21 protein-coding genes, 1 tRNA gene, 1 pseudogene and 1 riboswitch are annotated in these 25,220 nt (G+C 74.5%); of the genes and pseudogenes, 7 read left to right on the top strand and 16 right to left on the bottom strand.

Annotated features, from left to right (window positions below; genetic code table 11):
- The first annotated feature begins 184 nt into the window (after positions 1-184).
- The 3 genes from E5225_RS01540 to E5225_RS01530 all read left to right on the top strand — a co-directional run bounded on the left by E5225_RS01540 (position 185) and on the right by E5225_RS01530 (position 2,810).
- Positions 185-1,213: a methionine ABC transporter ATP-binding protein gene (locus tag E5225_RS01540; protein WP_135972817.1), complete on the top strand. Its 1,029-nt coding sequence runs from the start codon at positions 185-187 to the stop codon at positions 1,211-1,213.
- Positions 1,213-1,893: a methionine ABC transporter permease gene (locus E5225_RS01535; protein ID WP_135972816.1), complete on the top strand. Its 681-nt coding sequence runs from the start codon at positions 1,213-1,215 to the stop codon at positions 1,891-1,893. The genes E5225_RS01540 and E5225_RS01535 overlap by 1 nt, the downstream gene beginning before the upstream one ends.
- Positions 1,894-1,970: 77 nt before the next feature.
- Positions 1,971-2,810, top strand: coding sequence for a MetQ/NlpA family ABC transporter substrate-binding protein (locus tag E5225_RS01530; RefSeq protein ID WP_135972815.1), 840 nt, complete (start codon positions 1,971-1,973; stop codon positions 2,808-2,810).
- 45 nt (positions 2,811-2,855) lie between these two features.
- Here E5225_RS01530 and E5225_RS01525 read toward each other — a convergent pair whose 3' ends face one another.
- Positions 2,856-4,442, bottom strand: coding sequence for an MDR family MFS transporter (locus E5225_RS01525; protein WP_135972814.1), 1,587 nt, complete (start codon positions 4,440-4,442; stop codon positions 2,856-2,858).
- Between the two features lie 160 nt (positions 4,443-4,602).
- On the opposite strand from E5225_RS01525, the gene E5225_RS01520 reads away from it, so the two are divergent.
- On the top strand, positions 4,603-5,058 hold the full coding sequence (locus tag E5225_RS01520) for an iron chaperone (RefSeq protein ID WP_135972813.1): 456 nt from the start codon (positions 4,603-4,605) through the stop codon (positions 5,056-5,058).
- 52 nt (positions 5,059-5,110) lie between these two features.
- On the opposite strand, the gene E5225_RS01515 is transcribed toward E5225_RS01520, so the two are convergent.
- The 7 genes and pseudogenes from E5225_RS01515 to E5225_RS01485 all read right to left on the bottom strand — a co-directional run bounded on the left by E5225_RS01515 (position 5,111) and on the right by E5225_RS01485 (position 12,352).
- Entirely contained in the window at positions 5,111-5,572 is a 462-nt protein-coding gene (locus E5225_RS01515; RefSeq protein ID WP_135972846.1) for an ASCH domain-containing protein, read from the bottom strand.
- Between the two features lie 192 nt (positions 5,573-5,764).
- Positions 5,765-6,133: pseudogene (locus E5225_RS01510) on the bottom strand (NUDIX hydrolase); the annotation flags it as partial.
- A gap of 56 nt (positions 6,134-6,189) precedes the next feature.
- Positions 6,190-6,279, bottom strand: a tRNA-Ser gene (locus E5225_RS01505).
- 152 nt (positions 6,280-6,431) lie between these two features.
- The gene (locus E5225_RS01500) at positions 6,432-7,043 is read right to left on the bottom strand and encodes a GTP-binding protein (protein ID WP_135972812.1); all 612 of its coding nucleotides are present in this window, start codon (positions 7,041-7,043) and stop codon (positions 6,432-6,434) included.
- Positions 7,024-7,401 carry a DUF742 domain-containing protein gene (locus E5225_RS01495; protein ID WP_135972811.1) on the bottom strand — a complete coding sequence of 126 codons (378 nt, stop codon included), beginning with the start codon at positions 7,399-7,401 and terminating at the stop codon, positions 7,024-7,026. The genes E5225_RS01500 and E5225_RS01495 overlap by 20 nt, the downstream gene beginning before the upstream one ends.
- A 10-nt stretch (positions 7,402-7,411) precedes the next feature.
- On the bottom strand, positions 7,412-7,861 hold the full coding sequence (locus tag E5225_RS01490; RefSeq protein WP_062100949.1) for a roadblock/LC7 domain-containing protein: 450 nt from the start codon (positions 7,859-7,861) through the stop codon (positions 7,412-7,414).
- An 84-nt stretch (positions 7,862-7,945) separates the two neighbouring features.
- The gene (locus E5225_RS01485) at positions 7,946-12,352 is read right to left on the bottom strand and encodes an ATP-binding protein (protein ID WP_135972810.1); all 4,407 of its coding nucleotides are present in this window, start codon (positions 12,350-12,352) and stop codon (positions 7,946-7,948) included.
- A 242-nt stretch (positions 12,353-12,594) separates the two neighbouring features.
- Between E5225_RS01485 and E5225_RS01480 the strand changes: the two genes are divergently transcribed.
- Positions 12,595-13,608 (top strand): NAD(P)H-quinone oxidoreductase, encoded by a 1,014-nt coding sequence (locus E5225_RS01480; RefSeq protein ID WP_135972809.1) that lies wholly within the window; start codon positions 12,595-12,597, stop codon positions 13,606-13,608.
- 19 nt (positions 13,609-13,627) lie between these two features.
- Here the strand turns inward: E5225_RS01480 and E5225_RS01475 are convergent, their stop codons facing one another.
- Positions 13,628-14,860: an AGE family epimerase/isomerase gene (locus E5225_RS01475; protein WP_135972808.1), complete on the bottom strand. Its 1,233-nt coding sequence runs from the start codon at positions 14,858-14,860 to the stop codon at positions 13,628-13,630.
- A gap of 150 nt (positions 14,861-15,010) precedes the next feature.
- Here E5225_RS01475 and E5225_RS01470 point away from each other — a divergent pair, with 150 nt between their 5' ends.
- Positions 15,011-15,622 (top strand): bacterial proteasome activator family protein, encoded by a 612-nt coding sequence (locus tag E5225_RS01470; RefSeq protein ID WP_135972807.1) that lies wholly within the window; start codon positions 15,011-15,013, stop codon positions 15,620-15,622.
- 18 nt (positions 15,623-15,640) lie between these two features.
- On the opposite strand, the gene E5225_RS01465 is transcribed toward E5225_RS01470, so the two are convergent.
- From E5225_RS01465 to serS, 6 genes are all read right to left on the bottom strand, one after another.
- On the bottom strand, positions 15,641-16,513 hold the full coding sequence (locus tag E5225_RS01465) for an EamA family transporter (RefSeq protein WP_135972806.1): 873 nt from the start codon (positions 16,511-16,513) through the stop codon (positions 15,641-15,643).
- Between the two features lie 67 nt (positions 16,514-16,580).
- Complete coding sequence (locus E5225_RS01460; RefSeq protein WP_135972805.1) at positions 16,581-17,519, bottom strand: carbohydrate ABC transporter permease; 939 nt, start codon at positions 17,517-17,519, stop codon at positions 16,581-16,583.
- Positions 17,516-18,505, bottom strand: a complete 990-nt coding sequence (locus tag E5225_RS01455; RefSeq protein WP_135972804.1) for a carbohydrate ABC transporter permease — start codon at positions 18,503-18,505, stop codon at positions 17,516-17,518. Before E5225_RS01455 ends, E5225_RS01460 begins: the two co-directional genes overlap by 4 nt.
- Positions 18,506-18,609: 104 nt before the next feature.
- Positions 18,610-20,001: an ABC transporter substrate-binding protein gene (locus E5225_RS01450; RefSeq protein ID WP_135972803.1), complete on the bottom strand. Its 1,392-nt coding sequence runs from the start codon at positions 19,999-20,001 to the stop codon at positions 18,610-18,612.
- A 189-nt stretch (positions 20,002-20,190) separates the two neighbouring features.
- Positions 20,191-20,988 carry an HAD family hydrolase gene (locus tag E5225_RS01445; protein WP_135972802.1) on the bottom strand — a complete coding sequence of 266 codons (798 nt, stop codon included), beginning with the start codon at positions 20,986-20,988 and terminating at the stop codon, positions 20,191-20,193.
- On the bottom strand, positions 20,985-22,295 hold the full coding sequence (gene serS, locus E5225_RS01440; protein ID WP_135972801.1) for a serine--tRNA ligase: 1,311 nt from the start codon (positions 22,293-22,295) through the stop codon (positions 20,985-20,987). Before serS ends, E5225_RS01445 begins: the two co-directional genes overlap by 4 nt.
- Before the next feature lie 106 nt (positions 22,296-22,401).
- On the opposite strand from serS, the gene E5225_RS01435 reads away from it, so the two are divergent.
- Positions 22,402-23,547, top strand: a complete 1,146-nt coding sequence (locus E5225_RS01435; protein WP_135972800.1) for a diacylglycerol/lipid kinase family protein — start codon at positions 22,402-22,404, stop codon at positions 23,545-23,547.
- Positions 23,548-23,611: 64 nt separating this feature from the next.
- On the opposite strand, the gene E5225_RS01430 is transcribed toward E5225_RS01435, so the two are convergent.
- Positions 23,612-24,991 (bottom strand): MFS transporter, encoded by a 1,380-nt coding sequence (locus tag E5225_RS01430; RefSeq protein ID WP_135972799.1) that lies wholly within the window; start codon positions 24,989-24,991, stop codon positions 23,612-23,614.
- Positions 24,980-25,090: riboswitch (TPP riboswitch) on the bottom strand. Its footprint overlaps the gene before it by 12 nt.
- Positions 25,091-25,220 lie beyond the last annotated feature (130 nt).

Genomic DNA, 25,220 nt, shown 5'->3' with positions numbered 1-25,220 from the left:
GCGCCCGGCTGCCGCCGCGGCGGGCACGTGTCGCGGCGTCCTGTGTCGCCGCTGAGGTGACCCCGCGGGCCGCGGCTCGCCCCGCCGCCCCCGCGGCACGTCGGCGCCCCGCCCGGCGCCACCCTCCCGCCCGCGACACCCGCGGTCCGCGTCGCGCCCTGCGCCTCGACGAAGGGACGTCCCCGTGATCGAGCTGTCCGCCCTGCGCAAGGTGTACCCGTCCGCCGACGGGCCCGTCGTCGCGCTCGACGGCCTCGACCTGACCGTCGGGCGCGGCGTGGTGCACGGCATCGTCGGCCGCTCCGGCGCCGGCAAGTCGACGCTGATCCGCTGCCTCACCGGGCTCGAGCAGCCGACGTCGGGCACCGTCACGGTCGACGGCACGACCCTGACGGGGCTGTCGGAGAAGCAGCTGCGCGCCGCCCGCCGGCGCATGGGGATGGTGTTCCAGCACGTCAACCTGCTCGACTCGCGCACGATCGCGGCCAACGTCGCGTTCCCGCTCGAGGTCGCGGGCGTGCCGCGCGAGCGGCGCCGGGCCCGCGTCGCCGAGCTGCTCGACCTCGTCGGCCTCGGGCACCGCGCCGGCGCGTACCCGGCGCAGCTGTCCGGCGGGCAGAAGCAGCGCGTGGGCATCGCCCGCGCCCTCGCGACCGAGCCCGCCGTCCTGCTGTGCGACGAGCCGACGTCCGCGCTCGACGGCGAGACGACCCGCCAGATCCTCGGGCTCGTCCGCGACCTGCGCGACCGCCTCGGCATCACCGTCGTCGTCATCACGCACGAGCCGTCGGTGGTCCGCGAGGTATGCGACGAGGTGACGCTGCTCGAGCACGGCCGCGTCGTGCAGTCGGGCCCGCTGACCGAGGTCGTCACGGCCACGGGCTCGCCGCTGTCCCGCGCCCTCGTGCCCGTGCCCGACCTGCCGCCCGAGGCGCGCCGGGACCTCGTCGAGGTCACCTACGCCACGGACGACGTCGCGACCCGCGACGCCTTCGCCGCCGTCGCGGCCCTCGGCGACGACGTCGAGGTGCTGTCCGCCACGGTCGAGCCGCTCGCCGGCCGGCGGGTCGGGCGCCTGCTCGTCGACGCTCCGCGGTCCGGCACGGACGCCGTGGTCGCCCGGCTGCGCGCCGCCGGGCTGGACCCGGTGGTCACGGGACGCGAGGCGGGGGGCCCCGACCCCGCGGCCGGCCGCCGCGAGGGGGTCACCTGATGGGCGAGCTGTGGGCCGAGCTCACGTCGAACCGGGTGATCGCCGGGATGCTCCCCACGGCGACGGCCGAGACGCTGCAGATGGTCGGGCTGTCGGCGCTGGTGACGCTGGTCGTCGGGCTGCCGCTCGGGCTGCTGCTGCGGTCCGTCGCACCCGACGGCCTGACCCCGAACCGGCCCGTCTCGGCGGTGCTCGGCGTCGTCGTCAACGTGCTGCGCGCGCTGCCCTTCATCATCCTCGCGGTCGCGCTCATCCCCCTGACCCGTGCGCTCGTCGGCACGAGCCTCGGCTGGGAGGCCGCCGTCGTGCCGTTGAGCATCGGCACGATCCCGTTCTTCGCGCGCCTCGTGGAGACCGCCGTCCGGGACGTCGCCGCGGGCAAGGTCGAGGCCGCGCGCGTCATGGGGTCGACGACCGCGACGGTCGTCTCGCAGGTGCTGGTGCGCGAGGCGCTGCCGTCGATCGTGTCCGCGTTCACCGTCACCGTCATCTCGCTCATCGGCTTCTCCGCGATGGTCGGCGCGATCGGCGCCGGCGGCCTCGGCTTCCTCGCCATCAGCTACGGGTTCCAGCGCTTCGACCCCGTCGTCCTCTACACGTCCGTCGTCGTCATCGTCGTCCTGGTCACGGTCGTCCAGGTCGCCGGGGACGCCCTCGCGCGCCGCCTGGACCACCGGTGAGCGCGCACCCGGGCGCCGGCCCCCGTCCGCAGACCCGGCCCTCGACCCGAGGGCGTGCACCGAGAGGAACCACCCCCATGAAGCGAACCCTCCGCACCGCCGCCGTCCTGTCCGCCGCGGCCCTGGTGATGGCGGGCTGCTCGGGTGGCGGGGACGTCGAGCCGGACGGCCGCGCCACGGCGGAGGACGGCGCGACCGTGCTGGTCGTCGGCGCGAGCCCCGTCCCGCACGCGGAGATCCTGCAGTTCGTCCAGGACGAGCTCGCCGCGGACGCGGGCATCGAGCTGCAGATCCGCGAGTTCACCGACTACGTCCTGCCGAACACGGCGCTGGCCGAGGGTGAGCTGGACGCCAACTACTTCCAGCACGTGCCGTACCTCGAGGCGCAGGTCGAGGAGCAGGGCTTCGACTTCGACCACTTCGAGGGCGTGCACATCGAGCCCTACGGCCTGTACTCCGAGTCGGTGGAGTCCGTCGAGGACATCCCCGTGGGCGGCACGATCGCGATCACGAACGACCCGGGCAACCAGTCGCGCGCGCTGGACCTGCTGGTCGAGGCGGGGCTGATCACGCTCGCCGAGACCGACGGCGACGCGACGCTGCTCGACGTCGAGGAGAACCCGAAGGACCTCGAGCTCATCGAGACGGCCCCCGAGCAGCTCGTGGTGTCGCTGCAGGACGTCGACGCCGCGGTCGTCAACGGCAACTTCGCGCTCGAGGCGGGCCTGAGCCCCGCCGAGGACGCCATCCTGCTCGAGTCGGGCGTCGACAACCCGTACGCCAACGTGCTGGCGGTCCGGTCGCAGGACGCGCAGGACGAGGCGCTCGTGACGCTCGACGAGCTGCTGCACTCCGACGAGGTGAAGGCCTTCATCGAGGAGCGCTGGCCGTCCGGCGAGGTGCTGCCCGCCTTCTGAGGCCGGCGCGCGACCGCCCGCTCCGCCCCCGGCGACGGGCGCCGCTCACCCGCCGACCGCGGCGCCCCGGGCCACCAGACCGGCCTTGTCGGAGAGCTTCACCTCCTTCATGAGGAAGGCGATCCCGAAGCCGACCACGCCGAGCGGCACGAGGTACCAGAAGGCGGGGGCGAGGGCGTCGGTGTACGCGGTGACGACGAGCTCGCGCAGCGCGGTGGGCAGCCGGTCGACCAGCTCCGGCGTCAGCGCGTCCGCACCGAAGCCCTGCGGCACGTCGCCCGGGGGCGCGTCCCGGACCGCCTCGGCCAGCCGGGAGGTGAGGTTCGTGGTGAACACCGTGGAGAACACGCTCGTGCCGACCGCGGCGCCGATCTCCCGCAGGAAGTTGTTCGTCGACGTCGCCACGCCGACCATCTCGGGCGGGACGGCGTTCTGCACCGCGATCACGATCGTCTGCATCACCAGGCCCAGGCCGAACCCGAGGACGAAGATCATGGTCCCGAAGGTCACCATGGAGATGTCGGCGGTCAGCCGGGTCAGCAGCGCCAGCCCGACGGTCGCGACCCCCAGCCCGACGATCGGGTAGAGCTTGTACCGGCCCGTGGCGGAGATGAGGATGCCCGAGCCGATCGCCGTGATCATGAGACCGACCGTCATGGGCAGCATGAGCAGGCCGGCCTCCGTGGCGTCGTAGCCGCGCGCCATCTGCAGGAACGTCGGCAGGAACGAGAGCGCCGCGAACATCGTCATGCCGAGCAGCAGGGCGATCGAGACCGACACGGAGAACGTGCGGCTCCGGAAGAGCCGGAGCGGGATGAGCGGGTCGGCCACCTTCGTCTCCACGACCAGGAACGCCGCCAGCGCCGCCACCGTCGCTGCGGCGAGACCGAGCAGCACCGGGCTGCTCCAGTCGTACCGCGCGTCGCTGGAGATCGAGCTCCAGCTGGTCAGGAGCACGATGCCGGCGGTCGCCGTCGCCATGAGCACCGCGCCGCCGAGGTCGAACCGCCTGCTCGGCGTGCGCGACGGCAGCCGGAGGCGGGACCACGCGACGGCGAGCGCGACCAGGCCGATCGGCACGTTGAGCCAGAAGCACCACCGCCACCCCGGGCCGTCGGTGAACCAGCCGCCCAGCAGCGGCCCGGCGACGGTGGCGATCCCGAAGACCGCGCCCATGGGGCCCATGTACTTGCCGCGGTCCCGCGCCGAGACGATGTCCGCGATGATCGCCTGGCTCAGGATCACCAGCCCGCCGGCACCCAGGCCCTGGACCGAGCGCCACACCACGAGGTCGACGAACGACGCCGACAACGCGGAGCCCGTGGAGCCGACCACGAAGATCGCCAGCGCGACGAGGAACGGCTGCCGGCGCCCGCGCAGGTCACCGAGCTTGCCGTAGATCGGCATGACGACGGCGATGGCCAGCAGGTAGGCGGTGATGATCCAGCCCTCGTGCTGCGCCGCGCGCAGGTCGCCCACGATCGTCGGGAGCGCCGTGCTGACCACCGACTGGTCGAGGGCGGACAGGAACATCGCCGCCAGGAGGGCGCTGAAGATCACGTAGACCGTCCGCGGGGAGAGCACGAGCTCCGGCTCCCCCGTCGCAGCCCCGGAGTCCGTGGTGCGGCTCATCGCCGTTCCTCACTCGCGTGGGTGACAACCCTCCTCCCGAGTGTCATCCGGACGCCTCACCGGTGCAACCGTGGCGCCCGCGAAGCGATCAGGAACCGAGAAGTCGCAGGTCAGGGCCGCCCCTAGCATGGGCGTTGCCACCGAGACGAGGAGCACGGACATGACCGGGACGACGTCGACGCAGGCCACGGACGCGGAGGGCGCGGGCTTCACCGCCGAGGAGCGCGCCGCCATGAAGGAGCGCGCCGCGGAGGTGAAGAAGTCGCGCAAGCGCGGCACGAAGGCCGACCCCGAGGCGGACCTCCTGGCGAAGGTCGCGGAGCTGCCCGACGCGGACCGCGCACTCGCCGAGCGCATCCACGCGATCGTCCGCGAGGCCGCCCCGCACCTGACCCCGAAGACCTGGTACGGCATGCCGGCGTACGCGAAGGACGGCAAGGTCCTCGTCTTCTTCCAGGCCGCGGCGAAGTTCGGCTCCCGCTACGCGACGCTCGGCTTCAACGACGTCGCGGCGCTCGACGACGGGGCGATGTGGCCGACCGCGTACGCGCTGACGAGCCTGTCCGCGGCCGAGGAGGAGCGCATCGCGGAGCTGGTGCGGCGCGCGGCGGGCTGACCGGAGGGCGCGCAGGTCCCGTGCCGGCCCAGAGCCGACGCGGGTCGGTGCGTCACGGCGCGGCCGCGGCCGCGTGCTCCGGCGGCCACACCACGGAGAACCGCTCGAGGACGATCTCGTCGTCCTCCGACCACGTGCCGCCGCGACGCGCGACCGTGCGCTCCCAGTAGCGCCGGTGCTCGCGGCGCCACGACGCCAGCGTGCGGTCGTCCTCGCCCTCGTCGTACGCGAACCGCTCGTCGACCTGGCCGAACGTCGCGATGCGCAGCTCGGTGCTGCGCAGGACGGCCCGGGGACGCCCCGCCCCGTCGCACGCGACCCAGTGGGAACCGATGCGTGGCAGCCGCTCCGCGCGCGCGGCGAACTCGCTGACGAGCTCGGCGGTCGCGCGCTTGCGGCCGCTGAGCACCACGGCCAGGAGCTCGTCGGACAGGGCGGCGGAGTCGCCGAAGCGGTCCACGACGTACTCGTCGCCGGCCGCGTGCGGGTGCGCGGCGACGTAGTCGGCCCACATCGCCGCGGCCGCGGCGTGGTCCAGCGGGGCGGGGTCGAGGGGGGCCGGGTCGCGCGGTGCGGGGTCGGCGGTGTCCGGCGCGGGCCGGTCCGGGAGCACGTGCGCGGGCGTCCCGCCGCTCGGCACCGGCACCGCCGGCCCCGCCATCCGGCGCGCGACGTCGACGAGCTCGACCCGCGCGAGGGCGTCCACCTCCGCCAGCGGGACCCACGCCGCCGCGTCCGTCGACCCGTCCGCCTCCGGTGCCAGCACACCGCCGACCACGTGCGCGCGGTAGAGCAGGCGGATGCCGTGCGCGTCCTCGGAGGTCGGGTTGAACCGCTCCTCGGCCGGCACGACGAGCGAGTCGACGCCGAGCAGCCCGTCGAGGACCACGTCGAGCCCGGTCTCCTCGCGGGCCTCGCGCACGGCCGCGTCGGCGGGGTCCTCGCCCGGGTCGATCCCGCCGCCGGGCAGCGTCCACCGGCCGGCCGCGGCCCCGTTGAGCCGCGCGAGCAGCAGGTGCGGCACGCCCCCGACCTGGTCGAGCACCACCACGTACGCCGCGACCCGTGTCTGCACCCGCGGGAGCCTACGGGGGCGGCCGCAGCGGGACCACGGGATCGCGCCCGCCCGGGCGGAGGGCAAGGGATTCGAACCCTTGAGTACGGGGTCACCGCACCAACGGTTTTCAAGACCGTCGCTTTCGGCCGCTCAGCCAGCCCTCCCGGCCGGCGCACGCGCCGGTCCGCGGCAGTCTCCCACACGGTCCGACGGCACCTGCGCGCCTCGGAGGGCGGGCACGGCACGGCGCTCCGCCCGTGCCGGGTGCACGGACGGCCGGTCCCCCGCAGGTGACCGGCCGTCGTGACGTGCGGGGTCACCGGGAGCGCAGGCGCTCCATGGCGAGCTGGACGAGTGCGATGAGCGCCTGCTTGGTCGCGGCACGCGACCGTGCGTCGGTGTAGAGCACCGGCACGTGGGCGGGGATCGCCAGGGCCTCGCGGACGTCCTCGAGCTGGTGCTTCGCGATGCCGTCGAAGCAGTTCACGCCGACGACGAACGGGATGCCGCGGCTCTCGAAGTAGTCGACCGCCGGGAAGCACTGGTCGAGCCGGTCCGTGTCGACCAGCACGACCGCGCCGATCGCGCCGCGGACCAGGTCGTCCCACATGAACAGGAAGCGGTCCTGGCCCGGCGTGCCGAACAGGTAGAGCCAGAGGGAGCCGGGGAGCGCGATGCGGCCGAAGTCCATGGCGACGGTCGTGGTCGTCTTGCGGTCGCTGACCCCGCCGGCGTCGTCGACGCCGACCGAGTGCTCCGTCATGGCGGCCTCGGTGTTGAGGGGCTCGATGTCGGAGATCGAGCCGATGAAGGTCGTCTTGCCGACGGCGAACCCGCCGGCGACGACGATCTTGACGACGGTGGGGGCGATGGCGCCCGCGGTCCCCGCCGGAGCGGCGACGGCGGCGTCAGAGGGCGGAAATGCCATTGAGAACACTCTCCAGCACGCTCAGGGACAGGGCGGGGGACTCACCGGTGTTGACCTCGACCGGCTGTGAGGTGTGCACGCGGACGTAGTTGGCGTCGGTGAGGTCGGACACGAGGATCCGCACCACCCCGAGCGGCAGGTGGAGGAGCGCCGACAGCTCGGCGACCGAGATGTACCCGGCCGACGCGTGCTGGATGATCGCGCGCTTCTCAGGCGTCAGGCCCGTGCTGGCCACGGCGCCCGGCATGACCTCGACCAGCGCCTCGAGGGGCCAGTCGGAGCGAGCCGAGCGCACGCGACCGCCGGTCACGGCGTACGGCCGGACCGTCCTGGCCTCGTACTCGACGTGTTCGCTCATCGTCGATGCCTCAGGCGACCGGGGCCCGGGTCGCCCCGTCGACGGGGAGCTGACCACGCATCTCGGAGATGAGCTGCGGGGTCAACGTCGCCTCGGTGCGCGAGACGAGCATCGCCATCTCGTACCCGATCAGGCCGACGTCGCACGTCGACTCCGCGACCACGGCGAGGACGGAGCCGTTGGAGACGCTCATGAGGAAGAGGAACAGCTGGTCCATCTCGATGATCGCCTGACGCACCTCCCCCGCACGCAGCTGGCGCGACGCGCCACGGGTCAGGCTCGACATCCCGGAGACGATCGCCGCGAGCTGGTCGCCGCTGGTGCGGTCGAGCTGCTCGGACATCGCCATGAGCAGACCGTCGGCCGACACCACGAGCGTGTGGCGAGTGCCGGGCACGGTCCGGACGAAGTTGTCCAGGAGCCAGCCGAAGTTGGCTGCCTCGGTGCTGAGCGCGGTCACACTTCCTCCTTCATGGTGCAGTCAGGGCCGACTGCGGGCTGGGGCGTCACGGTAGCGCGGGCGTTACCGCGAGGAGAGGGGGGATCATGCGTCACCATCCGGGTCGCCGGCGGCACGCCGCCCGCGCGAGGTGCCGGACTGGAAGCTGGAGAGTCGCGAGCGCAGCTGCTCCGCGTCACGTTGCACGGGCCGCTCCTCCGTCGGTGCCGGCGCCGCGGGGACGGCGGTCGGCACGCGCTTGATCAGGCGCTCGGCGCCTGCCCCGACCGCACTCGGCCGGTAGGCCGAGAGCTGGCTCAGCTCGGACAATGCCTGCTCCTGGATGTCGGAGCGCAGCGCCAGCATGGCGGCGACCTCGTCGTCCAGCGTGCCGACGCGCGGGGCGACCGACGGCGGGACGGACGGCTGCGGCACGGCGGACGCCGGCTGCGCAGCGGGGGCCGGCCGGGCCGACCAGTCGGACGAGGACGACGACCACGACGGCGCGGGGCGCTGCTCCTGCACGGGCGCGGGCGCCGGTGCGGCCGCAGCCGCGGGGGCCGACCACGTCGGTGCCTGCCAGCTGTCCGCCGCCGGGGCCGCCGGCTCGGCGCCCCACGCGGAGGACCGGACCGGAGCGCTCGGCGCCACCGGGGCCTGCTGGCCCGCGTCGGGCTCCGTGCCGTCGTCCTTGCGGCGACCGAAGAAGGCACCCCAGCGGCGCTTGGGCTTGTCGTCGACCGGCCGGACCAGGTCCCCGAAGGCGGGGGCGTGCTGGTCGGTCGCAGCGGACGGCGCGGAGTCGGCCGGCTGCCACGCGGGCTGCGCCGACGCGGCGGGGGTCCGCTGCACCAGCGGCCGCGACGCCGACGGCGGCGCCTGGTACTGCGGTGCCGGGGCGTACTCGACGGGCTCCTGCGTCTGCGCGACCGCCTCGGCGGCCTCGATCGGCGAGAAGACCTGCGTCGGCTGCTCGACGGGCGCCTGCCACCCGGTGGCCTGCCGGCTCCAGGCCGGGGTGGCCGGACGGTCGTCCGCGGGGGCAGGCTGCGCCTGCGCGGGCGGGGTCTCGTCCTGCCACTGCGGCGCCTCCCACCGCGGCGGCTCGGGCGCGGTCGGCGCCCACGCGGGCTGCTCGGCGGCCACCTGCTGCTGGGCCGGGACGGGCGCCCACGGCCCCGCGGGGGCCTCCTCCTCCGGGTCGGGCTCGAGCAGGACCGGTGCCGGCGTCGCGGCGGTGCGGCTGGGCAGCTGCTCGGCCGTGGGCGCGGGGTCGTGGTGCTGCGCGGCCGGCTCCGGGTGCCGACGTGCGGGCTCGGGGACCACCGGGATCGCACCGGTGTGCCACGCGCGGGCCTCGTCGAGCGTGCGCTCGAAGGGGACGTACGGCGCGGTGTAGTCGATCGTCGGCTGGTCGGCGCTGCCGGCCCAGCCGGAGTAGCCGCTGTACGCGGTGAACGACGGCACGGGCTCGTCGGCGGGCGCGGGCTCGTCGGCGGGGGCCTGCTCCTCGGCGACGGCCTGCTGCGGGTCGCCCCACGCGGGGCCGGCGGCGGGCGCCCACGGCTGCTGCTCGGCCTGAGCAGGGGCCCACGGCTGCTGCTCGGCCAGGACGGGAGCCCACGGCTCCGACTCAGCCTGCGCGGGAGCCCACGGCTCCGACTCAGCCTGCGCCGGGGCCCACGGCTCCGACTCAGCCTGCGCAGGAGCCCACGGCTCCGACTCAGCCTGCGCGGGGGCCCACGGCTCCGAGTCCGTCACCTGCGCCGCGGGGGCCCACGGCTGCTGCTCCTCGTGGGCCGGCGCCCACGGCGCCGACTCCTCCTGGGCCGGTGCCCACGGCTCCGGCTCCGCCTGCGCCCATGGCTGCTCCTGCGCGGGCTGCTCCTCGGTCGCCCACGGCGCGATCGCGCTGGTGGCGTCCTCGGGAGCGGCCGACGTGCGGGACGGCAGGCCCTCGGCCCCGCGGCTGGGCAGCGGCGCCGGGCTCTGCGCCGGCTCCCGCCACGACGGCACGGGCCAACCGGAGTCGGGCGACTGCGCCGACGACGACGACGCGCCCTCGTCGGGCACGAGGCCCGGCACGTGGAACGCCGCGGGGGCGGACTCGCGCTCGTCCACGTGCGTCGTGACGAGCGCCTCGCGGTTGCGGAAGCCGGAGAACAGCCCGGCACGCGTCGCGGGGTCCGCCGGGGTCGGCTGCTGCGTGTCGTCCTGCGTGTCGGGCGCGGCCCACGCGGACGTCGCTGCGCGGGTCCGGCTCGGCAGGCCGCCGATCACGCGCGGCGCGGCCGCGACCTCGGGGATCCACTCGCCCCTGTCGGCGGACAGCTCGGGCGCGAGGGTGGCCTCGGGCGTCTCGGGGAGGACGATGTTGTCCTCGTCGAAGGTCTTGCGGGAGCGCGTCGGGAGGCCGTTGCCCCCCAGGCTCGGCACCGGGATCGGCGCGTCGTCCGGCGCGGGCGCCTCCGGTGCGACGGGGGTCGCGGCGCTGTCGTCGCCGCGGCGGCGGCGCGGCAGGCCGAGCGACGTGGCGCCGTCGGTCAGCTCCGCGAGGTCGACCTCGCGGACGGCCGGGGCCTCGATCTGGGCGACGGGGGCCTGCTGCGCCGGCGCGCCGGTGAGCGGAGGGGCGCCGAACCCGGCGACCTCGTTCGCGGAGAACAGGGTGCTGGGGAAGCGCACGAGCGCGTCGGTGCCCGTGCCGGAGGGGCGCTTGCGCAGCGTGACCTCGGCGCCCAGGCGCTGGGCGATGCGGCCGACGACGAAGAGGCCGAGGCGCTGGGCGCCGAGGGCGTCGCTCGCCGAGACCGACGCGATCTTGTGGTTGGCCGACGCCATCTCGGCCTCGGTCATGCCGAGGCCCTGGTCGGTGATCCGCACGATGACCGATGCGCCCTGCACACCCGTGCTGACGATGACCGGCGTCTCCGGCTCGGAGAACACGGTCGCGTTCTCGAGCAGCTCGGCCAGCAGGTGGGCGGCGGAGAGGGCGTTGAAGCCGAGCATGTGCGGGTCGACCTGCAGGTCGAGCTCGACGCGGTCGTACTGCTCGATCTCGGACGAGGCGGTGCGGATGACGTCGGACAGCGGCATGGCGTCGCGCAGACGACGGCCGGAGTCGATGCCGGCGAGGACGAGGAGGGACTCCGCGTTGCGTCGCATCCGGGTGGCGAGGTGGTCCAGGCGGAACAGGTTCGCCAGCGTCCCCGGGTCCTCCTCCGCCCGCTCGAGCGAGTCGATGAAGGACAGCTGCCGGTTCAGGAGGACCTGGTCGCGGCGCGCGACGTTGACGAACATCTCGGCGATGGAGCCACGCAGCGCGGCCTGCTCCTGGGCGACCGTGATGGTCTGCGCGTTGACCGCGTTGAACGCCTGGGCCAGGCGGCCGACCTCGTCGCTCGAGGTCACCGGGATGGGGGCCAGCGAGATCTCCGGCCCCTCGCCGGGGACGGCCACCTGCTCGACGAGCTTCGGGAGCTGCTCGCGGACGTCCGCGGCGGCGCTGGTCAGGCGGCGCAGCGGGACGACGATGCTGCGGGCGACGACGGTGGCGAACAGGAAGGACGCCACGGCGGCGAGCACCGCGAGTGCGATCGTGACGAGCGCGGTGTCGCGGGCGTCGCCCACGGCGGCGCCGGCCTGCCGGTCGGCGCCGGTGAGCACGCCGTCGTTGACCTCGTTGAGCATCGCGAGCTGGCGGTTGGTCTCGTCGAACCACTCCGGCGCGTCGATGGAGCGCAGGGCGGCCACGTTGCCCTGCGCGAACAGCGACCGCTGGGCGAGGAGCGTCGGGGTGGGGTCGCCGCTGGAGACCAGCAGGCCCTCGATCTCGAGGTTCGACACACTGATGCGGGCGCGCTCGCGGCCCAGCTCCGTCGTGGTGGTCAGGGCCTGGAACCCGCGGGAGGCCGCGGGGCTGTCGGTCACCGCCCTGAGCAGCTCGACACCGGCGATGTACTCGGTGACGAGCGCGTCGACGAGGACGGCGACCTCGCGGTTCGCGGTCAGGTACTCCGAGAGCTCACGGTCGCGCAGCGAGTTCGCGACGCCCTCGACGACGCGCAGCTGCCCGTCGACGATGGTGGCGAACCCGTTCTTGAGGACGGTGCGCTGCGCGTTCTGGTCGACGCGCTCCCGCAGCTGGGGCAGCGCGACCCGGTACGAGTCCTGCACCTCCTGGAAGTCGCGCACCACGGAGGCCGGGAACTGCGTCAGGTCCAGGTCCGCCGTCACCTCGCGGGTCGCGGCCAGCGCCTTGTCGGTCTCGGCACGCGCCGCGTCGACCTGCTCCTTGGGCGCGTACGTCAGCGACGCCGTCCGCTCCTGCTGGAACGCCGCGGCGAGCGGCGCGAATGCGTCGAGCGTGCGGACCACCTGCTGGGAGGCACGGGCGTAGCGCAGCTCCTGGAGCGCGTTGTTCGAGATGAACGCGCCGGCGGCCAGGAGGACGATCATGGGCACGGCGAGGACCGCCAGGACCTTGGCACGGATGCCGAGCCGTCGCAGCATGTCGATCCTTTCCTCTCGCCCGACGTCGGACGCTCTCGCGGACGCACCGTCTGGCGAGCCGCGCCGGCGTCGGGTGACTGCCGTCTGCGTCTCATCGGTACCTGGACACCGGACCATTAGCCCGGCGCTGAGTTTGCCACGGTAGCCACCTGGTCCGATACGCCGCGTACTTCGCGAATCCCCCACGCCGCCGCGACGCCTCATCCCACCATCGAGTGCCGCCGGTGCCTAGGGTTCGCGACGTGCGAGCCGTCGTCGTGACGAGGCCCGGCGGGCCCGAGGTCCTGCGCGTGCAGGAGGTGCCCGAGCCGTCGCCCGGTCCCGGAGAGCTGCTGGTCGAGGTCGCCGCCGCGGGCGTGAACCGCGCTGACCTGCTGCAACGCGAGGGGCGCTACCCGCCGCCGCCGGGTGCACCCGCGTGGCCGGGGCTGGAGGCGTCGGGCGTCGTCGCGGCTCTGGGTCCGCGTGCGGACGGTGCGCCGGGCCCGGGCGCCGTGGGCCCCACGGGTGACCCGTGGCAGGTCGGGGACCGGGTCGCGGTGCTGCTCGCCGGGGGCGGTTACGCCGACCGGGTGACCGTGGCGGGAACCCACGCGCTGCGCCTGCCCGAGGCGCTACCGCTCGTCGACGCGGCGGCGCTGCCGGAGGCCGTCGCCACGGTCTGGTCGAACCTCCGCGCGGCCCGGATCGCGCCCGGGGAGACGCTGCTCGTGCACGGCGGGTCCGGCGGCGTCGGGTCGGTCGCCGTCCAGCTGGGGCGCGCGCTCGGTGCCCGCGTCGTCGCGACGGCCGGCGGCCCCGAGCGGTGCGCCCGCGTGGCCGCCCTCGGGGCCGACGTCGTCCTGGACCACCGCGAGGGCGACGTCACGGACCGCGTGCGGGAGGCCACCGACGGCCGGGGCGCGGACGTCGTGCTCGACGTGCTCGGCGGGCGGGCGCTGGGCGCGAACGTGGCGGTGCTCGCGGAGGGCGGGCGGCTGGTCGTCATCGGGCTGCAGCAGGGTCGCCGCGGCGAGCTGGACCTCGCGGCGCTCATGGCACGGCGCGGGTCGGTCATCGGGACGACGCTGCGGGACCGGCCGGCGGCGCAGAAGGACGCGATCCTCGCCGAGGTGGCCGCGCACGTGTGGCCGATGGTGGCCGACGGGCGGGTGCGGCCGGTGGTGCACGCCCGCCTCCCGCTCGCCGAGGCCGGTGAGGCGCACCGCCTGCTCGCGTCCGGCGACGTCTTCGGCAAGCTCCTGCTGGAGCCGTGACGACCGGCGGCGGGACGCCTCAGCCGAGCAGGCCCGCGGCGAGGGCGGGCGCGAGCACGGGTGCGAGCGGCAGGCGCGGCACGAGCGTCGCCTGCACCGCGTGGTACAGGTCGGCCTTGCCGGCCCACACCGTGCGCGACACCCGGTTGTCGGTGCCGAGCTCGTGCCACCACGAGCCGCCCTCGCGGTCGAGGACGTGGGTGCCGATGTACTCCCACCACGTCGTGTACAGGTCGTCGAAGCGCTGCTCCCCCGTCGCGTGGGCGAGGGCGGCGGTCGCGGCGACGGCCTCGGCGGCGACCCAGTGCATGCGTTCGCGCACGACCGGGCGGCCCTCCCAGTCCACGGTGTAGACGAAGCCCGGCGCGCCGTCGACGTCCCAGCCCTCGCGGACGCCCGCGTCGAAGAGGGCCACGGCGTCGTCGAGCATCCACGCGGGCGGGTGGTCCCCGCGCGCCGTGAGCGCGGCACGGGCGTGCAGCGTCAGCCGGGCCCACTCGAACCAGTGGCCGATGGTCGCGCCATACGGGCGGAACGGGTGCGCGGGCGTGTCCGCGTTGTACTCGAGGTCGGGCGTCCAGGTGTCGTCGAAGTGCTCCGGGATGCGCCAGTCGTTGCCGGCGGCGAAGCCGTGCACGACGCGCTCGACGACCCGCACCGCCCGCTCGAGCCAGCGCCGGTCACCGGTGACGTCGGCGGCGGTGAGGTACGCCTCGACGGTGTGCATGTTCGCGTTCACGCCGCGGTAGGTGTCGAGGTCCGTGAACGTCCGGTCCCACGCCTCGACGGCCATGCCGGCGGCGTCGTCCCAGAAGTGCCGCTCCTGCACCGCGAGCGCCTCGTCGAGCAGCGCCCGCGCGCCCGGACGTCCGGCTGCGGTCGCGCTCGCCGTCGCCAGCACGACGAACGCGTGCGGGTACGCCGCCTTCCCGTCGTCCCGCGGGGTGCCGTCGCGCTCGACCTCGGCGTACCAGCCGCCGTTCTCGGCGTCGTGGAAGATCCCCGCGAGCGCGGCGAGCCCGTGGTCGACCAGCGCCGCGGAGCCCGGCCGCCCCGTCAGGTGCGCGAGCGCGTACACGTGCGTCATGCGGCACGTGATCCACAGCTCGACCGGCCCGTCGGCGGGGCGCCCCCGGTCGTCGAGGCGGGCGAAGCCGCCGCCCGGGAGCCGGGACGCGTGCCCGAACTCCCAGAGCCGGTCCGCCTCCGCCTCGAGCCAACGGTGATGCGCCGGGGTGCTCAGCCACGCCATGCCGCCAGCCTAGCCAGCGCCGACGCCGCGGCACGGGCGGCCGGCGGCGGGGTCGCGGGCCCTCCCGCCGTCCGTGGGTGGGCACCCGGCACCGGCCCCGGTCGGCGACCACCCCGACCCACGCTGCGGGCACGCGTGCCCGGGGCCAGAATGGCGAGGGTGGACGACACCCGGCACGACGAGGCCCGCACGCCCGACGACCGCCCGCGCATGGTGGTGGTCCCCGCGGGCGGGGAGCCCGGCGGCCCCGACGGCCCTGCGGGGGACGCCCCGCCGGAGCAGGACGACGACCGCCGCGAGGACGTCGCCGGCATGGTCGAGCAGCCCGCGAAGGTCATGCGGATCGGCACGATGATCAAGCAGCTGCTCGACGAGGTCCGGGCGTCGCCGCTCGACGACGCCGCGCGCGCCCGGCTCGCGGACATCCACGAGCGGTCGCTGCACGAGCTCGAGGAAGGGCTGTCCCCGGAGCTCGTCGACGAGCTGCGGCGGATCGCGCTGCCGTTCTCCGAGGACGCGGCGCCCTCCGACGCGGAGCTGCGCATCGCGCAGGCCCAGCTGGTGGGCTGGCTGGAGGGGCTCTTCCACGGCATCCAGACGGCGCTGGTGGCCCAGCAGATGGCCGCCCAGGCACAGCTCACGCAGATGCGCCGCGCCCTGCCGCCCGGCGCCCGCCCGCCTGGGCCGGGCGTCCCGTTCGGCATGCCCGCACCGCAGGCCGACAGCGGCGACGTGCGACCCACGCCGGGGCAGTACCTCTGACGGCCCCGGCTCTCCCGGCTAGGGGGCCGGGGGCGCCGCCGCCTCGGCGGGCTCCTCGGCGCCGGACCGCGCGGTCAGCGCGATGGCACCGGAGACCAGGACGAGGCCGACGAGCTCGAGCCCGTGCGGCCACTGCCGCAGCACGGCAGCGCCGACGACGGCGGCGGTGGCGGGCAGGAGCGCGAGCAGGACGGCGAACGTGGCCGCGCTGACCCGCCGCAGCACGACCTGCTCGAGCGCGTACGGCACCACGGACGAGCACACGGCGATCGCGACGACGAGCGCCGCGAGCCCCGGGTCACGCAGGGCCGGCCCCGCACCGCCGGCGAGGAACGGCGCGAGGACGAGCGCCCCGGCGGTCATCGCGACGGCGAGCCCGCCCGCCCCCGGCGCACCGGACCGGGCGACGCGGCGCCCGAGCACGATGTACGCCGCCCAGCAGACGGCGGAGACGCCGATGGCGACGAGGCCCGTGACGGCGCCCGGACCGGCGTCGAGGCTGACGCCCGCCAGCAGCACCACGCCCACGGCGGCGACGGCGATGGCCGCGCGGTCCCGCCAGCCGACGCCCGTCACGGCGGCCACGGCGACGGGCCCCAGGAACTCGAGCGCGACGGCGGTGCCGAGCGGCAGGTGCTCGATGGCGACGTAGAACGCGACGTTCATGACCGCGAGCACGACGCCGAACGCCGCGGTGAGGCCCAGGCGGCGCGGCTCCCACAGGCCGCGGTCGCGCCACGGCCTGCGCCACGCCAGCAGCACCAGGGCGGAGACCGCGATCCGCAGCCACGCGACGACGCCCGCAGGGAGCACCGCGAACAGGCCGACGGCGATCGCGGCGCCGACGTACTGCGTCAGCCCCGAGACGACGAACAGCAGCGGGGCGGGCACGCGGTCAGGCTACGCGGCGCACGACGAGGGCCCCGGTGCGGCGCGCACCGGGGCCCTCGTCGACGCGTCAGCCCTTGACGGACCCCGCCAGCAGACCGCGGACGAAGTACCGCTGCAGCGCCAGGAAGACGACGAGCGGCACGATCATCGCGACGAACGCCCCGGCGGACAGCAGGTGCCACTGCGACCCGCGGGTGCCGGCGAGCTCGGCGATGCGGACCGTCAGCGGCGCCACGTCGGTGGTGCCGCCGACGAACACGAGCGCGACGAGCAGGTCGTTCCACACCCACAGGAACTGGAAGATGCCGAACGACGCGATCGCCGGCGTCAGGAGCGGCAGCAGCACGCGGAAGAACACGGTGACGTGCCCGGCACCGTCGACGCGCGCCGCCTCGACCAGCGACGCCGGGATGTCCTTCATGAAGTTGTGCAGCAGGTAGATCGCGAGCGGCAGCGCGAAGATCGAGTGCGACAGCCACACCACCCAGAACGACCCGTTCAGGCCCCAGCTGACGTACTGCGACAGCAGCGGGATGAGCGTCACCTGGATCGGCACGACCTGCAGCGCGAACACCGCGACGAACAGCAGCTCGCGGAACCGGAAGTCGATCCACGCGAACGCGTACGCGGCGAGCAGGGCCAGCGCGATGGGGATGACGACGGCGGGCAGCGTGATCACGAGGGAGTTGACGAAGAACGTCGCGAAGCTCGTGGAGGAGCCGAACAGCACCTCGCTGTAGTTCTCGAGCGTCACCTGCGGGTCCTGCAGGAACGTCCACCACCCCGAGGAGCGGATCTCGGTCCGCGGCCGGAAGGACGTGACGAGCAGGCCGAACGTCGGCACGGTCCACGCGATCGCCAGCACGATCGCGATGCCCGAGGCCCACGGGGAGCTGAGCCTGCCCTTGGCCGCGATCGCCCGCTGCTCCGCCCGCGTGAGCGTGCCGAGCTTGCGCGTGTCGGCCTCGGTCGGGTCGACCAGCGTCGTCGGCGGGATGACGGTCATCGGATCTCCTCCGCGAGCCTCAGCTGCCGGACGTTGTACGCGATGATCGGGATGACCAGCAGGAACAGGATGACCGCGAGCGCGGCACCCAGCCCCCGCTGCTGCGCCCGGAAGCTCTGCGTGTAGAACTCGTACGCCACGACCGAGGTGTTGAAGTTGCCGCCGGTCATGGTCCGGACGATGTCGAAGACCTTCAGCGTCGCCATCGCGATGGTCGTCACGACGACGACGAGCGCCGGGCGGATCGACGGCACCGTGATGTAGCGGAACATCTTCGCGCCGTGCAGCCCGTCGAGCCGGGCGGCCTCGACGATGTCGTCCGGGATCGCCTTGATCGCCGCCGACAGCACGGTCATCGCGAACCCGGCCTGGATCCACACCATGACGACGATGAGCGCGACGTTGTTCCACGGCTGGTCGAGCAGGAACTGCTGCGGTGGCAGCCCCATCCAGACCAGGAGCTGGTTGAGCAGGCCCGTCTGCGCCACGTTGCCCTGGTCGGGCTTGTACTCGTAGACGAACTTCCAGATGATCGACGCCCCCACCAGCGAGATCGCCATCGGCAGGAAGATCAGCGTCTTGGCGACGTACTCGAACCGGGTGCGATCGACCAGCACCGCGTACACGAGGCCGAAGAACGTCGCCGCGAGCGGGACCAGCACCACCCAGAGGGCCGTGTTGCGCAGCACGAGCTGGAACTGGTCCTGCGTGAACGCGGTGACGTAGTTGTCGAACCCGACGAACCCGTTGCCGCGCGAGTCCTGGAAGGACGCGACGACGGTGCGCAGGCCCGGGTAGAGCAGGCCGAAGGTGAGGAACAGCAGGGTCGGTCCCAGGAAGCCGAGCACGACCAGCCAGGTCGGCGCCCGCTTCAGGCGGTCCACCCCGAGCAGGATCGCGCCCATCACCACGACGAACAGCGCCATGGCCACGACCATCAGCAGCAGCTTCTCGGGTGTCGTGTCCGGGCGGAGCAACCAGTCCACGGAAGGTCATCCCCTCGTCGTGCCGGCCCGTGGCCGGCGGGTACGGCGGACAGCCTGGTGGGGGCCACCGGAGCGGTGACCCCCACCACGCACGAGTCGCGACGTCAGCTGGTCGGCCAGGCCGCCTCGATGTTCGTCAGCGTCGTCTGCGCGTCCTGCCCGGGGCTGATCCAGGCCGTCATCTCGCGCCAGAACGCACCGGCACCGACGGCACCCGGCATCTGGTCCGAGCCGTCGAAGCGGAACGTGTACGCGTCGTCGGTCAGCAGGTCGAACGACAGCTGGTCGATCGGCGAGGTCAGCAGGTCACGGTCGAGGCCGCTGTTGGCGCTGAGCCAGCCGCCACCCGGGGTGGACTCGGCCTTGGCGTTGGCCCACTGCGGGCTCGACAGGTACGCGTGGAACGCCTGGACCTCCGGGCGGTCCGAGAACGCGGTCACGAACTCACCGCCGCCGAGCAGGGGCTTCTCGTCCTCGGTCGGGCCGGGCAGGTAGAACGCGAAGATCTCGCCGTCCTCGGCGACCTCGTAGCCCTCGAGGTTCGCGGCGTAGAAGTTGGCCGCGCGGTGCAGGAAGCAGGAGCCGTCGATGACCGGCAGCCCGGCCTCGGTCCACGGCGCCGTGGCGATGGACTCGACGTTGCCGAGGCCGCCGTTGACGTAGTCCTCGTTCTTGAGGATGCCGCCGGCCTCCTCGAGCGCCGCGACGATCTGCGGGTCGTCGAACGGGATCTCGTGGTTGACCCACTGGTCGTACACGTCAGGCCCGGCCGTGCGGAGCACGACGTCCTCGAGCCAGTCGGTGGCCGGCCAGCCGGTGGCGTCGCCGGACTCGATGCCCGCGCACCACGGCTTGGCGTCGGGGTTGTCCTCGACGATCTGGTCGGTGAGGTCGAGCAGGTCCTGCCACGTGGCGGGGATCTCGTACCCGTTCTCCTCGAACAGGGCGGGCGAGTACCAGACGAACGACTTCACGTTCGCGCCGAGCGGCGTCGCGTACAGCGTCCCGTCGACGGTGCCGTAGTTCACCCACTCCTCGGAGTAGTACTCGTTCGCGTTGTCGACCACGGCCTCCGGTGCCGCCTGCACGACGTCGGGGTACTCCGCCACGAGCGAGGCGAGGAAGCCGGGCTGCGGGATGTACGCGATGTCGGGCGGGTTGCCGGCCTCGAGCCGGACGGGCAGCTGCGCCTCGAACTCGCGCGAGCCCTCGTACTCGATGGTCGCGCCCGTGCACTGCTCGAACGGGGCGTACGAGTCGCGCTGCTGCTCCGCCTCGGGGTCGACGATCGAGGTGTACACCGTGACGGTGGTGCCCTCGAGGTCGCCGTACTCCTCGAACTCGGAGCAGTCGACGGCCGCCTCCCCGGCGCCCCCGGTCGTCCCGCCGTCGCCCCCGTCGCCGCTGTCACCGCCCGAGCACGCCGTGAGCACGAGCCCGAGCCCGGCGACCGATGCGGCGAGCGTGAGCCCGCGCCTCCTCTGGATCCGCTTCATGGGACCTCCACGTCCTCGTGGTCGTTGGCGGACCGTCGTCGGCCCGGCCTGCACCGAGACAAGTCCGTTTCAGCAAGCCGTGCAAGGGCGAAACACAGACGAACCGGTCACGATCAGGTCACGGTGGGAACGTTGGGCGCGACGGTGCGCGGGAACCCCCGAGGGCCGCGGCGTGCGCGTCGCCGCAGGTCAGGCCAGGACGCGCCGCAGGACCGCGACTGCGCCGTCGTCCTCGATCGTGCCCGTGACCTCGTCGGCCGCGAGCCGCACGTGCTCGAGCGCGTGGCCCATCGCGACGCCGCACGCCGCCCACCGCAGCATCTCGACGTCGTTCTCCCCGTCGCCGACCGCGAGCGTCTCGAACGGCTCGACGCCCAGCTCGCGCCGCACCTCCTCGAGCGCGCTCGCCTTGGTCACGCCGCCCGGCGTGAGGTCGAGCCACGCGCTCCACCCGACGGCGTACGACACCTCGTGCAGGCCGACGCGCTGCACCAGCTCGTGGAACTCCTCCGGCGTGCCGGCGGGGTTGCGGACGACGACGCGGGTCGCGGGCCGCGCGACGAGCTCGTCGAACCCGACGACGCGGTGCGCGCCCGTCAGCTCGCCCGGCGGGAACTCCCGGGTGACGAGGAAGCCCACGCCGAGGTTCTCGACGGCGAACAGCGCGTCGGGGATCTCCAGCGCGATGGCCCGCAGCGCCGGCGCGGGGTCGAACGTGACGGCGTGCGCGACGGTGTGCCCGCCCGGGGCGTCGGGGTCGAGGCGGGCCGTGACCGCGCCGTTGGAGCACACCGCCCAGCCCCGCGTGAGGCCGAGGTCGAGGGCGACGTCCACGGCCGAGTGCATCGACCGGCCCGTGGCGACGACGACGTGCACGCCCGCGGCGACGAGGTCGGCCACGGCCGCCCGCACGTCCGCGGAGATGACGCCGTCGTAGCTCATGAGCGTGCCGTCGACGTCGAGGGCGACCAGGCGGGTGCGGCTCATCGGGCGGCCCCCCGACCCGCCCCCTGCGCCGCGACGGGCTCCAGCACCTCGAGGCCGCCCAGGTACGGGCGCAGACCCTCGGGCACCCGGACCGACCCGTCGGCCTGCTGGTGGTTCTCGAGGATCGCGACGATCCAGCGCGTCGTGGCGAGCGTGCCGTTGAGGGTGGCCACCGTGCGCATGCCGTCCTCGGTGCGCTCACGCACGCCCAGGCGGCGCGCCTGGTACGTCGTGCAGTTGGACGTCGACGTGACCTCCATCCAGCGCTGCTGGCTGGGCAGCCACGCCTCGCAGTCGAACTTGCGGGCGGCGCTCGAGCCGAGGTCGCCCGCGGCCGTGTCGATGACGCGGTACGGCAGGTCGACGAGCGCGAGCATCTCCTTCTCCCACGCGAGGATCCGGCGGTGCTCGTCCGCGGCGTCCTCGGGGCGGGTCCACACGAACGCCTCGACCTTGTGGAACTGGTGCACGCGGATGATGCCGCGGGTGTCCTTGCCGTACGAGCCGGCCTCGCGCCGGTAGCACGCGCTCCAGCCGGCGTACCGCAGGGGGCCGTCGCCCAGGTCGAGGATCTCGTCCTTGTGGTAGCCCGCGAGGGCGACCTCGCTCGTGCCGACGAGGTACAGGTCGTCCGCCTCGAGCCGGTAGATCTCGTCGGCGTGCGCGCCGAGGAACCCCGTGCCCGCCATGATCTCGGGCTTGACCAGCGTCGGCGTGATCATCGGCGTGAACCCGTTGCGCAGCGCCAGGTCGGTCGCGGCGGTCAGCAGCGCGAGCTCGAGGCGCGCGCCGATCCCCGTGAGGAAGTAGAACCGTGCGCCCGACACCTTCGCCCCGCGCTCCGTGTCGATGGCAGCGAGCCCCTCGCCGAGGTCGAGGTGGTCCCGGACGACGAAGTCGGGCCCGTACTCGGCCGCCAGGTCGCGCGGCGTGCCCACGTGCTCGAGCACGGTGTAGTCGTCCTCACCGCCGGCGGGCACGCCCTCCTCGACCACGTTGCCGATGCGGCGCGCGAGCTCGGTGGCGCGCTCCTCCGCCGCGGCGGCGTCCGCCTGCAGGGCCTTGACCCGCTCGGCGAGCTGCTTGGTGTGCGCGAGGAGCGCCTGCTTCTCGTCACCGGACGCCTGCGCGACCTTCTTGCCCTGCGCCTTCTGCTCGGCGCGCAGCGTCTCGAACTCCGTCAGGGCGGAGCGGCGCCAGGCGTCGGCGTCGAGCACCTCGTCGACGAGGTGCGGGTCCTCACCGCGCGCCACCTGGCTCGCGCGCACGACATCGGGGTCCTCCCGCAGGAGCCGCAGATCGATCACCCGACGACACTACCGACCGTCGGCGACACCGCCGCGTCCGGCAGACGTGCCGGGCCGATGCGCCGTCCGGATCGCCGGACCCCGGGCGTGCCGGTACGTTCGCGCCATGTCCTGGGTGGAGTGGGTCTCGGTCGTCGCCGCCGTGCTTGCCGTGCTGGCGCTCGCGCTGGCCGGCGTCGTGTTCGCGCAGCAGCGCCGCCAGCGCGCCGACGCCGACGTCGCGCGGGCCGAGGCGGAGGAGCAGGCGCCGGTGGCGCCGCGCGAGGGTCGCCTCGTCGCCTTCGTCGCCAACCCGTCGAAGCCCGACGTGCCCGAGCTGCGTGCCGCCGTCTACAAGGCCGCCTCCGAGCGCTACCTGCCCGAGCCCCTGTGGCTCGAGACCACGGTCGAGGACCCGGGCGTCGGCCAGACGCGCACCGCCCTGGAGGGAGGCGCCGACGTCGTCATCGCGGTCGGCGGCGACGGCACGGTCCGCGCGGTGGCCGAGGCGCTCGCCGGCACGGGCGTGCCGATGGGCCTGATGCCCCTCGGCACGGGCAACCTGCTCGCCCGCAACCTCGACATCCCGCTGAACGACCCGATCGCCGCGATGGCCGTCGCGCTGGACGGCCAGGACAAGCCGATCGACGTCGGCTGGCTGCGGGTCACGAAGTGGGAGTCGCAGATGGACGACGACATCGCCGAGGCGGCGGACGACATGCCCGCCGACACCGACCAGCCGCGCGACCACGTCTTCCTCGTCATCGCCGGGCTCGGGTTCGACGCGCAGATGGTCGCCGACACCGACGAGGACCTCAAGGCCAAGGTCGGCTGGATGGCGTACTTCGTCTCCGGCGCACGCCACCTCAACGGCCGCCGGCTGCGGCTGCGCCTGAAGCTCGACGACGAGCCCACGTCGACCATCCGGGTGCGCAGCCTGCTCATCGGCAACTGCGGCAAGCTGCCCGGCGGCATCACGCTCCTGCCCGACGCCGTGATCGACGACGGCGAGCTCGACGTGGCGATGATCGACACGCGCGGCGGGATCGCCGGCTGGGCGCAGCTGTTCGGCGAGGTCGTGCTGCAGGGCGTCGGCGTGCGCAACGACCTGCCGGCGAAGATCGGGCGCATCGACCACGTCCGCGCCAAGAAGGTGCGCCTCGGCGCCGGCGGGCCCGAGGCCGTGCAGGTCGACGGCGACGTCGTGGGCCGCGCCACGGAGATCGAGGCGCGCGTGGACCGCCAGGCGCTCGTCGTCCGCGTCCCCGCCTGACGGCTGCGGCACCGGTCCTCGCCGACGACCGGCACCCGGCCCGCGGGCCGGGGCGCCGGGCTCGTCACGCGCCGGCGGGCGTCGCCGGCGCCGCCGGCCCCTCGGTCATCGCCTCCCCCGGCGACGTGGCCGCGCCCACCGCGACGAGCACGCCCGCCACCGCGAGCAGGGCCGCCACGGGGGCGACGTCGCCGAACGCCCGCTGCAGCGGCGGCAGCCAGAACGGGTACAGGGCCGGCAGCACGATCGACAGGCTGTAGGCCGTGCCGTACCCGCTCGAGCGGACCGCGGGCGGGAAGCGCTCGGCCAGGTACGCGCCGATCGGCCCGTACGCCGACACCGTGACGACCTGCAGCACGGTGACGAGCGCGACGAGCGCCGCCGGCGACGCGGGGCCTGCGAACCCGGCGAGGTAGCTCGCCGGTGCGAGCACGGCCGCGGCCGCGCCGAACGCGGTCAGGTACCGCCGCCGGCCCGCGCGGGTCGAGGCGTGCCCGCTCGCGACCATCGCCGCCGCCGACACGGCCGTCGCGACGAGCATGGTGCGCGTGACGGCGGCGCCGTCGAGCCCCGCGACGACCCCCAGCTGGGACGTCACCACCGCGACGGCCAGGTTGGTGAAGAGCCACAGGCCCGTCATGAGCACCATGAGCCGCCACAGGCGGTGCCGCTCCGCGCCGACCAGCACGGTCGTCAGGGGACGCCCGGCCGGCGCGGCCGCCGCGCGCTCCGGCGTGTCCCGCACGTGCCGGCGGAAGTGCCCGACCGCGACGAACGCGAGGGCCGCGCCCACGACGAACGGCACGCGCCACCCCCACGCCGCGTACCCGTCCGGTCCCAGCGTGCCCAGCAGCACGAGCACGAGCGCGGCGATCGTCGCGTTGGCCGCGGGCGACATCGCCATGACGACCCCGCTGACGAGCCCGCGCCGGCGCGGCGCCGTCCACTCGATCGCGAGCGGCACCGCCGAGGTGTACCCGCCGCCGATCAGCACGCCGCTGACGAACCGCAGCACGACGACCGCGAGCAGCACCGCCTCGTGCGTCATCGCCGCCACCGGCAGCGCCGCGATGAGCAGCGTCGTCACCGCCAGGCCGAGCATGCTGGCCCGCGCGACGACCGCCCGTCCGACCCGGTCGGCCAGCGAGCCGAGGACCGCCGCCCCGAGCGGACGCCCGACGAGCGTCGCGACGAACACCAGGCCCGCGTAGGTGACGACTGCCCGCGTGCCGTAGAGCTCTGCGGCCACGGGAGCCAGCGCCAGGACGGGCAGGAAGATGTCGAACTGGTCGACGTAGTTGCCGAGCACGCCGCCGCGCACGGCCGCGCGGGCGGGGTCGGCGGCCGCTCGGGTGGGGTGGTCGGGGCCGCGGCGGGGCGGCCGGGCGCCGTCGGACGGTGCCTCGGCACCGGGGGTGGGCAGGACGGGACGCACGTCAGGCATGGCACTCCCTACGCCGGCATGATCCGGACAGGTGCGAACGGTCGACGGCCCGTCAGCCGTCCTCTCAGCCCGCTGGTGCGGGCTCCCGTGTGGTCGCGGCGATGCTAGCGACGCCCCCGGCGGACGCACGGACGCGTCCACGCCACCGCGACCGCGACCGCCACCGCCACCGCGACCGCCACCGCCACCGCGAGGGCAACCTCGCGCGCGGTCTCGGGCGTCGCACCGG

Origin of the sequence: Cellulomonas shaoxiangyii, assembly GCF_004798685.1 — a bacterium.
Lineage (GTDB): Bacteria > Actinomycetota > Actinomycetes > Actinomycetales > Cellulomonadaceae > Cellulomonas > Cellulomonas shaoxiangyii.
This window is presented reverse-complemented; position numbering and strand designations above follow the sequence as displayed.